At 71.0% G+C, this 14,115-nt stretch carries 13 protein-coding genes; 11 read left to right on the top strand and 2 right to left on the bottom strand.

Going from position 1 to position 14,115, the window contains the following annotated elements; all coding sequences use genetic code 11:
- Both OG455_RS41980 and OG455_RS41975 read right to left on the bottom strand, forming a co-directional pair.
- Positions 1–3,629: DUF927 domain-containing protein (locus OG455_RS41980; RefSeq protein WP_266301869.1), on the bottom strand; the 3,629-nt coding region annotated here is incomplete at its 3' end.
- Positions 3,630–4,410: 781 nt separating this feature from the next.
- Positions 4,411–5,130 carry a GntR family transcriptional regulator gene (locus tag OG455_RS41975; RefSeq protein WP_266301868.1) on the bottom strand — a complete coding sequence of 240 codons (720 nt, stop codon included), beginning with the start codon at positions 5,128–5,130 and terminating at the stop codon, positions 4,411–4,413.
- Between the two features lie 151 nt (positions 5,131–5,281).
- On the opposite strand from OG455_RS41975, the gene OG455_RS41970 reads away from it, so the two are divergent.
- The 11 genes from OG455_RS41970 (at position 5,282) to OG455_RS41920 (ending at position 13,933) form a co-directional block, all read left to right on the top strand.
- Positions 5,282–5,617, top strand: coding sequence for a hypothetical protein (locus OG455_RS41970; RefSeq protein ID WP_266301867.1), 336 nt, complete (start codon positions 5,282–5,284; stop codon positions 5,615–5,617).
- On the top strand, positions 5,614–6,129 hold the full coding sequence (gene traA, locus OG455_RS41965) for a plasmid transfer protein TraA (RefSeq protein WP_266301866.1): 516 nt from the start codon (positions 5,614–5,616) through the stop codon (positions 6,127–6,129). Before OG455_RS41970 ends, traA begins: the two co-directional genes overlap by 4 nt.
- A 13-nt stretch (positions 6,130–6,142) precedes the next feature.
- Positions 6,143–8,197 carry a plasmid transfer protein TraB gene (traB, locus tag OG455_RS41960; protein ID WP_266301865.1) on the top strand — a complete coding sequence of 685 codons (2,055 nt, stop codon included), beginning with the start codon at positions 6,143–6,145 and terminating at the stop codon, positions 8,195–8,197.
- Between the two features lie 139 nt (positions 8,198–8,336).
- Positions 8,337–8,792, top strand: coding sequence for a protein kilB (locus OG455_RS41955; protein WP_266301864.1), 456 nt, complete (start codon positions 8,337–8,339; stop codon positions 8,790–8,792).
- A 44-nt stretch (positions 8,793–8,836) separates the two neighbouring features.
- A complete protein-coding gene (locus OG455_RS41950) occupies positions 8,837–9,343 on the top strand; it encodes a hypothetical protein (protein ID WP_266301863.1) in 507 nt (168 codons plus the stop codon).
- 152 nt (positions 9,344–9,495) lie between these two features.
- Positions 9,496–10,419 (top strand): hypothetical protein, encoded by a 924-nt coding sequence (locus OG455_RS41945; protein ID WP_266301862.1) that lies wholly within the window; start codon positions 9,496–9,498, stop codon positions 10,417–10,419.
- A gap of 326 nt (positions 10,420–10,745) precedes the next feature.
- On the top strand, positions 10,746–10,946 hold the full coding sequence (locus OG455_RS41940; protein ID WP_266301861.1) for a hypothetical protein: 201 nt from the start codon (positions 10,746–10,748) through the stop codon (positions 10,944–10,946).
- A gap of 38 nt (positions 10,947–10,984) precedes the next feature.
- On the top strand, positions 10,985–11,128 hold the full coding sequence (locus OG455_RS41935) for a hypothetical protein (RefSeq protein WP_266301860.1): 144 nt from the start codon (positions 10,985–10,987) through the stop codon (positions 11,126–11,128).
- 935 nt (positions 11,129–12,063) lie between these two features.
- On the top strand, positions 12,064–12,558 hold the full coding sequence (locus OG455_RS41930) for a hypothetical protein (protein WP_266301859.1): 495 nt from the start codon (positions 12,064–12,066) through the stop codon (positions 12,556–12,558).
- Between the two features lie 404 nt (positions 12,559–12,962).
- Positions 12,963–13,610, top strand: a complete 648-nt coding sequence (locus tag OG455_RS41925; protein WP_266301858.1) for a hypothetical protein — start codon at positions 12,963–12,965, stop codon at positions 13,608–13,610.
- The gene (locus OG455_RS41920) at positions 13,610–13,933 is read left to right on the top strand and encodes a hypothetical protein (RefSeq protein WP_266301857.1); all 324 of its coding nucleotides are present in this window, start codon (positions 13,610–13,612) and stop codon (positions 13,931–13,933) included. Before OG455_RS41925 ends, OG455_RS41920 begins: the two co-directional genes overlap by 1 nt.
- Positions 13,934–14,115 lie beyond the last annotated feature (182 nt).

The raw sequence follows: 14,115 nt of genomic DNA, 5'->3' as shown, positions 1-14,115 counted from the left end.
CGGTTCAGCTCGTGATTGGCGTTGCTGTCTCCGGCCGTTGACACGAACTTGGAATACATGGCCTTGACGTAATCCAGCGTCACCGAGTCGCCGGTTGTGATGGCCCGGATTCGCTCATCGGTCAGGACATCGGCGAACTTCCGGAGAATGCTGGTCGATTCTCCGGCCGTCCAGGATTCCAGGATGGTCGGAGCCGTGCACAGGTTGCCGTACCGGTCGCTGGCCGCGTCGAACACCGCGTCCAGGGTGGAGCGGCTGACCCACACGGGCCCGGTCGCCTCTCGGCCGTCCCCCAAGGGGTTCGGCAGGTTCGCGTGAGTCCACGGGATCGGCTCAATGAGGTAGATCCCGGAGCGGCGCCGGTCGAACATCGCCGGGTTGCGCCCCTCCTCCCGGTCATTCCGGAGAGACCCGATCGGCAAGTGCGCCGACTTGATAGCGGACAGGTAAGCGCCGTTCACGTCGAGCGCGCTCACCTCGATTCCGTCCGCGATATCCGGATTGACGAACTTCGGGCGCGCCTCCCAAATGTCGTCAGCGCGCTTGCGTCCCTTTCGGATCAGCGGCTCCGGCATTTTCGGGAATGACGTGTGGTCATAACGGGCGCTCGCTCGGCATGAGTCGAGTAGCGCCATGGCGTCGGGGATGGCCGTTTTGATCAGTGCGGCGGTCGCTGCTTCGACGTCGCCACCGTGGGCGGCCAGCGCTTCGGTGACGCGGCCGGAGATGGAGAACGCCACGCCTTCGCCGGGCGCCTTCCGGGCGGCCCGCTGCTGCGCCACCGGGGCCGCATCGGCGGCCGGAGCGGGCGCCGGGGACGCGGGTGCGGCGGGACGGGCGGCCGGGACCGGCGCGGCCGTCTGGCGCTCTTCCTCGGCCATCGCGGCGCCGAGCGTGCCCGGTCCCCAACCGTTGGTCGGGTCCGGCTCCGGGGGCGCCTCACAGGTGGCGTGCAGCCCGTCCCCGAACATGTCGGCGACCATGGGCCCACCGCACCCGCGGCAGATCAGCGCCCCACTGTCGTCATGCTGGCCGCCCGTCGGTCCGTCGGTCCGGGGCGCGTCGCCGGGGCCGTCTGACGGGCCGTTCGGCGGTTCCTCGGTGCCGTCCGGCTCCACGTCGTCGGCCAGCATCACGCAGTACCCGGCGTGAGTCTTCCCGGCCACCTTGACGCGGTTCTGGAGCTTCTTCTGTCGGCGCATCGACTCGGAGATGACCAACAGGCCGCGCTGGTTGAGCCCGCGGACCGCGATCGTCTCGTCAATGCCGTCGTCCTCGCACAGCTTGCGGGCGGTCTTGCCCGACAGCATGACGACGCTGTGCCGGTCGGCATCGTCCAGGATGATGCCGTAGATCCCGGTGCGGTCCATGCCGATCGGCGGCCCCCCGGCGCCGACGTTCTGCCAGTTCTGAGAGGCCCCGGTCATCTCCTCGTACAGCTTGCGGGTGGGCCACTTTGCGGGCTGCTCGCGCATGTTGGTGCGGATCGAGTCGAGCAGCACGTCTGCCGCGTCCCGCACGCCTTCGGAGTCCACCGAGGACAGGTGAGCGCGGGCCGCCTTGAGCGCGGCGGCGGCCAGCTGACCATCGGTGCCGAACAGCTTGTCCAGCAGCGCGGCCCCGGCGATCCCGCCGGCCAAGTGCTGGCCGATGGTGCGGGCGACACCACCCGCGGGCAGCGGGAGGGACTGTTCGGCGGCCCGGACCATCGGGCGGACCTCGGTCACCGCAACGCCGCGGATCCAGCGCAGCGGCCACCCGTAGAACCGGTCAACGGCTCCGGCGCCTTCGTCGTCGTCCTGGCCCGTGAAGTACTCCGCGCACTTGGCGCCCTGCTCGGTGTTCGGCGGGCCGACGATCGGGGTTGCGATCTCCACGACGCGGGCGTGCACACCCGGGTTGGCTACCTGCCCGATGATCGAGTTGTTGCCGGTGGAGAACGCGGTGCCGTCCCACGGCGGGGACGTCTCGGCTTCCTTGGTGTAGCGGGTGGCGGTGGTGCGCTGGCCGCGCTGCGCGATGGTGAACACCACTTCTTCGAGCTGCACCGGAGTGAATCCGGCGCCCCCCAACTCATCGTTGAACGGCGGGAGCACGCCGAGCGCGGCCAGCCCGTAGGACAGGCCGGGGATCGAGCGGGACCACTTGCGCACGATCACGCGGGGGTTGCCGAACAGCGCGGCAGCCGCGTAGGTCGCGGTGGTCTTGCCCTGTCGGGCGTCGCCGCACAGGTGGCAGGTGAACGGCTGACGGCGCATCGGGCCGACGTACGGGGAGAACGCCGCGATGCCGAGCGCAAGGGCCATCTTCGGGTGCTCGGCAGCCTGTTGGGCCATCTCCTTCCACCCGGCGCGGGCGTCGTCCTCGGTGCAGTCGGCCACGGTGCCGTAGCCCTCGGGGAGCACGTCCGCCGGAGGCACGGCCAACAGGCCGGCACCGTCGAAGCCGGGCGTGGTGTCGTGGATGACGCCCTTGCGGTACCCCTCCACGATGACGGCCGTTGCCAGACAGTCCAGGATCTTCTTATCCACCGGCAGCGCGGCGCCGAGATCAGCGCCCCACTCACCGCGCGGCAGATCCTGGCGACCGACCCGGACCACCGGGCCCTTCCCCTCCGGGTCAAGGCACAGGCGGAACTCCTCCCGCTTGCCCCGCGCCATGCGACGGTGAACGACCTCCAAGACGTACGGGAATTCGCAGATCTTCGCGTCGTTGCGGTAGATCCCCCGACCGTGCGTCAGGCGGGCCGTCCACGACCCGCCGTTGGTCGTGGGGATCGGGAACTCATCCGGCTTCGCCGCGCCGCCACCGCGGCCACCGCCCCCGCCGTGCCGGCCGCCACCCTCACCACCGTGACGCGGGAAGGGAACCACGGTGCCGCCGGCCGACTCCTCCGGCTCCGTCTCGGCATCGTCCGCCGGGGCGTCGGTCGGGGCAACCGCCGGTCGCAGCGCGGCCAACTCGGCGGCCGGGTCGAACTCCTCCAGGGCGTCCGCCCCGTGGCCGGCCGCCAAGTGGTCGGACAGGTCCGCCTTCGTCTCGACCACCAGACCACGGACCACGCGCACCGACGCGGCCACCCCGTCCAGCGCGTCCCGGACCTTCGCGGCGTGTCGGTAGCCGCTGGCGTCGCGGTCGGCCACGATGACCACGTGAGCGCCGGTCAGAGCTTGGGTGTGCTCCGGCAGCCACTTCTCTGCCCCGGTCGGGTTGGTCGTGGTCACCATGCCGGCAGCGGCGCCGTTGTCGGCGTCCTTCTCGCCTTCGACCACGTACACCGGCAGGCCGTAGGAAACGGCGGCCAAGACGTCCGGCAGCCGGTACAGCGGGCGCTCCGTCGGCGCCTTGTACTCCCGGCGCCCGGACGCACCCGGCCGCGCCTGAGCGAACAGCTTCTCGCCGCACCCCTCGCACCGCTTGCGGATCACCCACCCGGTCACCGTGCCGTCAGCGTCGCTGTAGGTGTACTCCGCGACCTTGCGCCACTCGTGCGCGCACTCCGCCCCGGCCGCCTTCGGCTTCGCCGGGCGCGTGCTGGCGGCCGGGCGGGCGGACCGCTTGCGCGCGGCGGTCGTGCTACCGGCCCGGGGGGTGCCGGCAGCACGCGGTGCGTCGTACAGGTCGGCCATCGCCAGACCGAGCGAGTCGGCTACCTGCTCCGTGGTGCAGCCGCGCTGGCAGCACACCAGCACCCGGCCGGGCGACGGTCGCCAGTCAACCGAGAGGGACGGGCGACGGTCCTCATGCGACGGGCACCGGGCGTCCAGGTGGTCACCGCGCTGACGCGGGTTGCAGCCGTGGCCAGTCAGCGCATCGGCAATTCGTGCGAAAGCGGCACGCGAATCCTCGCGTGCCGAGTTGATATTTCCGCCACTTTCGGCGGGCGCGCTGTGTGTTGCTGGCGCTGTTTGGAACGGAATTACCTCGTTCCGTGGTGCTGCCACGTTGGAAAGCCTCTCCGCCGCGCGCATGCACCCCGACACATCAGTGCCTTACAGTGGGGGCGAGCGAACGCGGCATGTTGCAGGGGTCCGGAAAACCACCAACTCCGCGTATGAAGGCCCTAGGCCCGGTGCTGGTAACACCGGATCACCTAGGGTCTTCCTCGTTTTCCTACGTCTTCACTGCCGTTCTCCTGTATGTCTGGCGCTGATGCGCCGCTGTGCGTCCGGCGCTGATGCGCCGTTGGGCGTGAGTGCCCGAGGTACGAGAGAGGGAGTCGGCATCGCCCCGCCCGATGGCGCTTGACGCACCATCCGACTCGCGCGACACGCCAACCCCCTCTCTCGTGATCGTAGCGTCAGCGCTGGTGAATACAACCGACCTTGACGCGGGTGGTTCCGGGCCGCCGCTTGGCCGGCCATCCTCGGCCGCCCTCACCGGGGGTGAAGGCGACGGGGGTCGGCCCGGTCACGCGGCGTCCGGCGACCACGTGTAGGCCAACTTCCACAGGTGGCACGGCATCACGTGCGTGGTCACCTCGGTGACGGTGCCGTCCTCGGAGTACGCCGTGTGGGTCAGCTCGTAGACGCGGTGGTCCTCGGTGAGCTTGAGGAAGGCGGCTTCCTCGGCCGTCGGCGGCCGGACGTCGATGGCTTCGGTGATGCGGTCCTGCTTGTGCCCGGCGTCGGCCAAGCGGCTGATCATGCCGCCGGAGCCGGTGTCCTCCCCGGTGACACCGGATGCCGCGGCCACGGCCTTCGGGATTTCGGTCACGGCGATCTGCACGGGAACGTCGTCCGCCCACATGTGGCGGGCACGGAGGGTGGCGGAATCGGTCTCGGTGACCGTGGTCTCCCAGCGCGGCTCGTGGCCGCGGTCGCGCACCTCCACGTCGAAGGCGCCCCGGCCGCGCTCACGGTAGGCGGCTTCGTAGCGCTCAGGGACAGCGCGGGTGATCTTCAAGGGGATGCGGCTCACGGCGGTTCCTTGCTTCGTTCGGGTGACGAGTCCTTCAAGGGCCAGGACTCCCATGGCCTTTTCGACGGTGCCCCGGCCGGTCTCCAGCTCAGTGGCCAGGTCGGCATCCTTCGGGAGCGTGCCGCCGGGCGAGTAGTCGCCCCTCCTGATCCGCTCCCGGATCTCGTCGGCAACGCGCCGGTACTCCGGGCGCTTCGGTGTGTCAGTCATGGCAAGAAGGTTACTGCCATGGCATCAACGACGCAATCCATTGGAACACTTGACGATCCGTTGGATTGGCGCGACTCTGGATACGCAACAGCCCCGGCGGAGTCTCTTACCTCACCGCCGGGGCCTGGCTTCGCCCCCGAAGGGATCAGCCATGCCCAACGCTACCGTCCAGGACCGGCTTGCCGAGATCGGACGTATCGAGCCGAGCGGCACCACCGGCTTCAACCTGGTTCACCCGATCACCCTCGCGCAGCTGCGTCAGCTCGTGTCCGCGGAGTGGGTCAGCGCCGTCACTACCACGCAGCGCGGCGGCATCACGCGCTTCCGCTTCGTCGCCGCTGTGAGCGGCCAGCAGTTCACCGTCACCGGCCGACTGAGCGAGGGTCAGCAGCCCGGCAGCTTGAAGCTGTCGCCGCGCTGGGACGAGCCGGCCCTGTTCGACAACTCGGCCGCCACCGGCCGCAACCAGGGAGGGAACAACCGATGACCATGACCACGCCCAACAGCAGCGGCTCCGGCAACCCCTACAAGACCAAGCACGGCTTCGGTTCCGGCGCCGCGTTCGCCCCCTCGTTCGGGGTCAACGTCAACGTCACCAGCAAGCAGCCCAGCGGCTCGGCCGGTGCGGCGGCCAACCCGGGCGTCGGCATGGCCCGTAGCGGTCAGCTCGCGCTGCCGGAGCCCGCGTTCTACTCCACCGCCGACGTGCGGACGTACTGCGAGGGTGTGCGGGCGTTCGGCGCGTACGCCGCGATCGAGATCGAGGTTGCGGCCGAGATCTTGAAGGCCGCTCTGGAGCAGGCGAAGGGCGTGCCCGGGGACAACATCTTCCAGTCGAAGATGCGGGCGCGGGCGGTCGCGAAGAAGCTCTCGAAGGCCGCGGACGCGTTCACCGACGCGGCGAAGGACGCCGCCGCCGCGTGGGCCGCGTTCCAGCGCGAGTACGCCCAGATGGGCGCCGCCCGCCCGCCCGTCCAGCGTCGTCCGTTCCAGTTCTGAGAGGGGGTCAGCGATGAGCGAGAAGCAGCACAACGCCGAGCAGCAGCACGAGCAGCAGTTGGCGGGCGGGTCCACGGGTAAGCAGCTGGGCGGGTGGCTGGTGCACCGGGCCAAGCCGTACACCCCGCCGTGGATCGTCACGGCCGGGGTCGGGGTGGCCGGCGCCGCGGGTTCGCTGCGGTGGGAGCACTCCGCGGGGGCGGGGGTCGGTCTGACCCTGTCCAGCGTGGCGCTGACCGCGGCTACCTGGTGGGCGGCCAAGAAGACCGGGCCGGAGCGCCGGTTGCACTCGGCCATCACGGTGGCCGCCGCGTCGGCGTGGATCACGGGTGCGTCGCTGGCGGGTCCGGCGTCCGGGATGCTGCCGGATGCCTTCCTGATGGGCGGTCCGGTCGTGGCGATCAGTTGGAACGTGCGTCAGGTGATGCGCCGCAACCCGGACGCGATCCAGGCCGCGGCCGATGGCGACGGGTCGCTGTTCGAGAAGGTGAAGCTGGCCGGGGCTCGCATCCGCAAGACCGAGGTGGAGCCGAACCGGGTCACGGCGGGTCTGGTGCTGCCCGCGGGCGAGATGACCAACGACGACGTGTCACGGGTGCTGCCGAACCTCGCGTCTGCGCTGGACGTCGCGCCCACGGCGGTGCGGTACCTGCCGGACCCGGAGTCGGCCCGGCGCGGCGAACTGGTCGTCGTGCCCCGGGACATGCTTGCTGAGGTGGTCGAGTGGGAGATGCCCACCGGCGTGGGCGGGTCGATCGCCGACGCGCTGGTGATCGGCCGGTACGACGACGGATCGCCGCTGGTGCTGTGGCTGCCGGGTGACCCGGAGATCGGCCGCAACTCGACGCACCTTCTGATCTGTGGCATGACCGGCTCCGGCAAGGGTGACGGGGCACTGAACGTGCTGACGGAGATCCTGGGCCGTCGGGACGTGATCGTGTGGCTGTCGGACCCGAAGTCGTTCCAGGACTTCCGCCCGCTGCTGCCCGCCTTCGACTGGGCGGTGGAGGGGGGCGCCCCGACCGAGACCATGGTGACCGCACTCCAGGCGGTCATCCCCGCCCGGACCCGGTGGCTCGGCGCCCACGGCTACCGCCAGTGGGTGCCCGCGGCGGCCGAGCAGCAGACCAACCCGGGGCACTCGTGCCAGCAGGGCCAGGCGTGCGGCTGCCCCGGGATGCCGTACCTGGTCAGCTGGTTCGAAGAGGCCGCCGCTTCCATCCGGTTCATGGGGGACGACGGGTTCACCGAGGCCGCCCAGCTCGCCCGCGCGGCCGGTATCGCCGTCGTGATCAGTCTCCAGAGGCCGAGCCACGACCAGCTGTCCACCACCACCCGCGCGTCGCTGCCGTCCGCCCTGGTCTTCGGCGTGAACGACGCCCGGGACGAAGGCATGGCGCTGCCCGCACCCGTCCTGGACGCCGGGGCCAGCCCGAGCGCGTGGGGCAACCGTCGCCCCGGGTACTGCTACCTGGTCTCCCCGGGCGTGGAGGAACAGCGGTACAGCTCCCCCGGCCGCACGTTCCGCTTCACCGGCAACGCCGCGCGGGTCATGGAGCAGTTGGCCGTGTGGTCGGTGCGCAACGGCGCGAAGGCGGACCCGATCACCGCCGGGGCCGCCGCCGCGGCGGTCGGCAAGGCGTACACCGAGCGTGCCGGCAGCGGACCGGCCGACCAGACCCCCGAGGACGACACCAGCGTGTACGAGACCCCCGAAGACGCCACGCCGACGGACCGCGTGGACCCGGAAGACGTGGAGATCGACCCCACCGCGGAGCTGTCCGGCGTGCCGGACGCGCTGGCTGGTCTCACCTTCGGCCCGGAGTCCACCGCGGCGGACCTCACGCCGGAGGAGGCGCGCGCCGCGATGGTCGCGATCGTGGACGACTTCGAGCAGCGCGGGGTGATGGTGATCGGCCCGAAGGACGTGATGGAGTTCGCCGCTCAGTTCGGCCGCAAGCGCCCGTGGGTGTCCGGTGAGTTCCGGCGCCTGATCGAGGACGGGCGACTCAAGCCGACCAGCCAGGGCGGCCGGTACCGGATCGTGCCGTCCCCGGCGCTGGTCTGACGCTCCCTGACGCCCCTGACGCGTCACGGGGCGCTGACACCCAAACCCTTAGGCGAACGGGGGTGTCAGTGGCCGCTGACAGGCCCTGACACCCCCGCGCTGACGCCCCTGACACCCCCCGAAGGAAGGACCGGCCGCCATGTGGCAGAGCATCATCACCATCGTCGGGACGCTCGCCGGAGCCGTCACCGCCGGCCTGATCCAGCAGCGCGCCACCCGCTCCGAGCGGGCCGACGCCCGGTCCGAGACGCGCCGCGCCGAGCGCGTCCAGGCGGTCACCGCGCTGTTGGTCACGCTCGCCGACCACCGCCGCACGATGGTGCTGCGGGAGGAGATCCGCCTCACCCGGGGCGCCGACGCCGACGCCTATGCCGCGGCCCGCACCGCCAGCCACGAAACCCGGGCCGCGATCACCGCCCCGCACGTGACCCTCTCAATCCTGGTCCCCGAGTTGGCCGCCGCCGCGCAGGCCGCGGTGAGCGCCGCGTACGCGATCCGGGGCGCCGAGCACGCCGGGCACCTTGAGATGACCCGCGCCAACGCGGTCGGGGCCGCCGACAAGTTGGTCGCCGCCGCCGCCCGCACCGCCGCCTGATCCCCCGCCAGCTTCCCCGCCAGCAGACCCCGGAGGTACCCGAGATGAACCGCCCGCAGATCACCGACGCCGACCTGTTGTCCGCCCTGGTGCCCGACTCCCCGGCCGGTCTGGCGGGCGCCGAGACCACCCCGGCCGCCCCGGCTCCGACCGTCCTGCAGAACGCCCCGACCGGCCCGCTGACCGTCGCCTACCACCCCGGTCCGGACGGCACGCTGGTGCCCGTCTACGTGCCCGTTCCGATGCCCGCGGCTGCCCCGGCCGTGCGGACCGACTCCGGGCCGCTGGTGCCCCGTTGGGCGGTCGGCACGGCGGTGGTGTCGGTCGGTGTCGGCGCGGGCGGGTGGATGCTCGCCGGGGCGCTCAACCTGATGGGAACCGCCGTCACCGCGCTGGCCGCGGGCGCGACGGCCGGCCTGCCGCTGCTGGTGGTCGCCGGGGTCGCGGTCGCCGCGCTCGCCGGGCGCCGCTCGAACGGGGGCGGGCAGGGAACCCAGATCGTCCAGACCATCACCCAGACCATCACCCAGAGCGTGCGCATCGGTGAGTGACGGCCCGTCCGCAACCACTGGTGCCAGACTGACCCCCGAACAGCAATGGGGCCGCCCGGATGACACCCGGAGCGGCCCCGTGACCACGGATCGGAGAACTCCCCGTGAACCACACCACGCAGTATGACCGACCGCTGACCAAGATTCACCGTGTGCTGCTGGTCAGCGCCGCCGTGCCGATGGTGGTGTTCGGCGCGCTCGGCGGCGTCGGCACCTTCTCGAACATGACCCGCGCCTTCAAGTCGTCCGGCACCGCGCTGGGCGTGATCGCCGCTGGTGAAGGCGCGACCGCCGTTCTGGCCGTCCTCACGCTGGTGCTCACCGCGTTCAGCCAGTCCACCCCCGCCATGGTCCGTACCGGCCTGTGGGCCATGCCGCTGGCCGCGTCCGTGGTCGGGGCGCTCACCGCGCCGACGTGGTCGCTGACCGCCGTTCAGGCGCTCACCCCGATGGGCATGTGCGTCTCGGCCGAAGGGCTGGCGCTGATGGTCCGCCGGACCATGGTCTACCGGACCGGGATCGACCCCGAGCAGCAGCGCCGCACCGCCGACACCACCCGGCGCCTTGCCTACCTTCGGGCGGTCGCCGCGAAGCACCCCGACGAGAACAGGCGCCGCAAGGCCGAACTGGAGGCGTGGAAGGTCGCCGGGCAGGCGGGCGCCGGGGACCTGGTGCTCGGCGGGGAACTGGTGGACGTCCAGCGCGAGCGGCTGACGATCGCTGCCGATGACGCCCTGTCGAGCATGTTCACCATCGTGGCCGCCGTGCCTGCTGCGGTGGCCGCCGCACAGGTCGGGGCCGGTGGAGCTCCCGGAGCCGGGGCGCTGCCGCAGCAGCCCCCGGCGGGTTCGACTCTGGCCGATGTCTGCGCGGTGGCCGGCATCACGGAGCCGGTCCCCGGCGACCCGATGACGGCCGATCAGGTGGCCGCGGTGCTGCGCTGGCTGCGCTACTCGACCAACCCGCCGATGTCCGGCCGGGGCGCCATCACCGCGTTCCGTAACGACGGGTACAAGGCCACCGACGCCGAACTGTGGGCAGCGTGGCGGGTCGTCACCGGGCCGTCCGCGCCCTGACCACCAGCCCAGCCGAAGCCCTCTCCGCCCGCCGCGGAGGGGGCTTTCCCGTGCCCGCCGCAGCGCTTCCGCAGCAGCGTCCGCAGCAGTGCTGCGACAGCCGCAGCACTGGTCAGAGCCCACGGAAGGCACTGCACGCCGTACCGCGCGTGGGCCGGTCGCAGCAGTCCGCAGCACCGGGCGCTGCGGCCGAAGCACCCGGTGCTGCGGACAACGGGTCGCACGGGATGCAGTGCCTTCCGTGCCGCAGCACCCGAAGCAGTTGGCGCCGCGGAGTGCTGCGGGATGCACGGGATGCAGTGCCTTCCGTGGCCGATACTGGCCGAGTGACACAGCATCAGCGACGCCCCCTCGGCACCGGCCCGGCCACACCCGACAGTCCCTTGCAGCCTGCCCCCACGGCGAGACTGGGCACCGCCGCCGAGCGGGCGCCCGCGCTCCCCAACTCCGCGGGCGCCGAGCAGCTGAACGCCCCGCGCGGTCGGCGCCCGCTCTTCCTGCCCGACGAGACTCCCGCACTCGACTGACCCCCACCGACCAGGCTCCGCAGCCTTACCCTGGCCCCATGAGCGATGACGACGACTGGGCCGAGTACGACGATCCCGACGGGGACACGCCGCTCCCCAGATGCTCGGAGTGCGGGCGGAACTGGGGCCACGCCCCCGGGTGCGACGTGGCCCGCCTGGAAGCGAGCGACTGGCCGCTATGACCCGGCCCGACTCCGCGGCCCCCCTGCCCGCCGGCAGGGGGGCCGTTCCCATCCCCCGGCGCCCGCGCACGGCCTGACACCCTGTCGCGCCCCCTGTCGCGCCCGGATGCTGTCGCGCCCTGTGACCTGTGCGGTTACCCCGCAACCCCCGCCCCGGAGCCCATCGCGACAGCCCATCGCGACAGGCGATACGTCCGGCTACAACACCAGCGCCCCGACCGATACCCGCAGGGAAGTTCCCCGCGGCTACACCGCTCTGACCAGCGATAGACGCGGGGAACGGGGGCCGGTAGCCGCGCGGAAGTGCGAAACGCGCACGGCATGCACCGGTGTCCCGACCAGCGTTTTCGAGCACACAGCGCCGGACACACACCAGCATTTCCGCGTTTCCCCTGGTGCAGTGATCCACATTCGTGGTAGCACGGAACTAACACCAATCAGCGCCAGCAACACACAGAAAGAAGAGAGGCGACGTGCGGACAAACCCCGTTCAAGTCGAATGCCGCACGTGCGGTAAGACGTACCGAACCACCGTCAGGGGCGGAAACACCCGCTGCCCGCACTGCCGCACCTCCCGGTACGTGAGGCTAGATCAGGAGTGGGAAGGGTCGCGCGAGACGCTGCCCGCTGCCGCTGAGCGCGAGGACGAGCAGCGCGCCCGCGGCCCGGTCTGGTGCAGCTGCTCGGAGTGCGGCCACGACTGGCAATCCCGGGCGAAGGATCACGCCGTGCTGCGCTGCCCCGAGTGCCGGCACTCGGTACGGGTGCCGCGCCGCCGATGGGAGAACAGCCAGACAGAACCCCGGGCGCTCCGCCCGCTCCCGCCGCCGCCGAAGGTGCCGAAGCCTGCCCGCCCGGGTCGCCGCACCGCACCGACCGAATGGGACTACGAGCCGGACCCGGAACCGATCGAGGCCGGAGTCAGCATGGCCGAGATGATCGTTCAGCTGGCCACGTCGTTCTTCGGCGGCAAGGTGCCCAACCTGCCGAGCACCCCGAAGCCGAAGCCGACCCGCACGGCGAAGGCCACCCCGCCCGCCCGGCAACCAGCGCGCCGACCGCCGACACCCCCGCAGCAGCCACCCACCCGGCGCCCGCCGATCGGCCACCCGGTCCCGACCGCATGGCCCAACCGCCAGCCCCCGCCGGAGCCGACCCGCCGACCCACCGAACAGAAGCGGCTCGGCGACTCCGCCGACGTGCTGCGCAGCATCGGGTTGCAGCTCTACCCCACCCCGGCGCCCGCCGGGCAGTGCGAGCTGTACGACGGGTGGCGCGGCGTCGCGTGCACGCTCGCGGCCACGAACCGGGTCATCGCCGAGACGCCCCTACTGCCCCGACTCGACGTCCGAGCCTGTGACACCCACTGGCCGGCCGTCGCCCAGCGCACCCGGGCGGCCGGTCTGGTCGTGCAGGTGATCCACCGCTGACCGCCCCGCCCCGCGGCCCCTTCGTCCACCCGACGGAGGGGCCGTTCCCGTTCCCGGCGGGAACAGCGGACGCGGGAAGGGAGCGTCCACCGGGCCGCTGTGTTCGATTTGCTGACGGCCCGTTTTGGCGTGCCGAGACGCCGTTTCGCACCGGGTTACCCGTGCCGGTTACCCGGTTACCCCTGCCGGTTACCCCTGGGTTACCCGTCGGGTTACCCGTGCCAAATGGCCCCTGACCTGCACGGTTACCCGGGTTACCCCTCAGCGCACATCAACTCCCCCTATATAGAGACCTCTGCGCCGTGCGCGCTGCACCCGAATTCGAACACCCACCAGCCGACCGCGGCACCCCGCGACCGGCGTCTGACCATGAGGGCCGCACGGGATGCAGTAGCGTCCGTGGCATGGTGCTGAGTTTCGCCTTCGTCAATCTCAAGCCGGGCGTGGGCAAGTCCACCTCGGCCGTCTTCACCTCCCGCGCGCTGTCCGAAGCCGGGGATGACCCGCTGCTACTCGATGCCGACCGCGGACAGTCCGCGCTCCGGTGGGACGAGCTGGCGGGCGGGTTGGGGTTCCCGGTCGTCGGGAAGCCGTCCCGCACCCTGCACACCGCGCTGCCCGATCTCGTGGCCGGCCGCCGCTCCGCCGTGGTGGACGTCCCACAGGTGGAAGATCACGCGGCCATCGCACGGAGCGCACTGCGGTACTGCAACACGTGGGTGCTCCCAATCGCCCCGGCAGGAATCGAAGTTGACCGCATGTTCGCTGACGGGATTTTGAAGGATTTCCTGAACGACACACAAAGCCTTCGCGATAAACCGGCGGATATTGTCGTGCTGCTCACTCGTACCAATACCAGAAAGCCCACAAAATCCGGGCCGGATGCGGATGTGCGCGCCGTCATGCGGGATATGGGATATCACGTGCTCACCACGCAGATTCCCAACAATGACGCCCAATACCGGCAGAGCTACGGCACCAAAATTCGGGCGATCGGCACCCCGTACGAACGTCTCGTGAAAGAACTCAAGGAACGAAAGGCCGCCCGATAATGGCGAAGCGCACCGACTACCGAGCAGCAGCCGACCGCAGCGCGGCCACGCCGGTACTGCGCCCCCGGACCGACCCGATCCGCGTCACGCTGGACCTGCAACCGGCCCAACACGCCGCACTCAAGGCGTGGTGCAACATGGCCGCCGTCGAGGCCGGACTACCGCGCGTCGATCTCGCGCCCGTGCTGCGCATCCTCGGTGACCTACTCACCAAGGGAGATGACGAAGCCCCAGAATTGCAGCAGCAGGTGAAAGACGCCGTAAATCGCGCATTGCACCAACAGGCCAACGAAGCAGCGCAAGCGCGAATGCGCCGCCGCTGATTCGGGGTCAATTCCCGCTGAATTCACGCAGTTTCGCCGGGGTATTTTCGCGCCATTTTTGCGGGCCGATCCGCCGCATTTCAGCGCCGAGCAAACAGGCGCAGGAAAGAAATTCGCAGGCGCATTGCGACGCAATGCAGCCCCGTTCCGGGGCGCAGCCCCGGCGCGACGCGGCTCCGCAG

The organism is Kitasatospora sp. NBC_01287 (genome assembly GCF_026340565.1).
In the GTDB taxonomy this organism is placed as follows: domain Bacteria; phylum Actinomycetota; class Actinomycetes; order Streptomycetales; family Streptomycetaceae; genus Kitasatospora.
The sequence above is the reverse complement of the archived record's forward strand: the minus strand, read 5'-3'. Positions and strand labels throughout refer to the sequence as shown.

Bases quoted from the DNA above. Each gene is read 5' to 3' on its own strand.
- traB (WP_266301865.1), top strand. From the start codon at position 6,143: ATGAGCGAGAAGCAGCACAACGCCGAGCAGCAGCACGAGCAGCAGTTG.
- OG455_RS41950 (WP_266301863.1), top strand. From the start codon at position 8,837: ATGAACCGCCCGCAGATCACCGACGCCGACCTGTTGTCCGCCCTGGTG.
- OG455_RS41935 (WP_266301860.1), top strand. From the start codon at position 10,985: ATGAGCGATGACGACGACTGGGCCGAGTACGACGATCCCGACGGGGAC.
- OG455_RS41920 (WP_266301857.1), top strand. From the start codon at position 13,610: ATGGCGAAGCGCACCGACTACCGAGCAGCAGCCGACCGCAGCGCGGCC.
- OG455_RS41930 (WP_266301859.1), top strand. From the start codon at position 12,064: ATGATCGTTCAGCTGGCCACGTCGTTCTTCGGCGGCAAGGTGCCCAAC.
- OG455_RS41955 (WP_266301864.1), top strand. From the start codon at position 8,337: ATGTGGCAGAGCATCATCACCATCGTCGGGACGCTCGCCGGAGCCGTC.
- traA (WP_266301866.1), top strand. From the start codon at position 5,614: ATGACCATGACCACGCCCAACAGCAGCGGCTCCGGCAACCCCTACAAG.
- OG455_RS41970 (WP_266301867.1), top strand. From the start codon at position 5,282: ATGCCCAACGCTACCGTCCAGGACCGGCTTGCCGAGATCGGACGTATC.
- OG455_RS41975 (WP_266301868.1), bottom strand. From the start codon at position 5,130: ATGACTGACACACCGAAGCGCCCGGAGTACCGGCGCGTTGCCGACGAG.
- OG455_RS41925 (WP_266301858.1), top strand. From the start codon at position 12,963: ATGGTGCTGAGTTTCGCCTTCGTCAATCTCAAGCCGGGCGTGGGCAAG.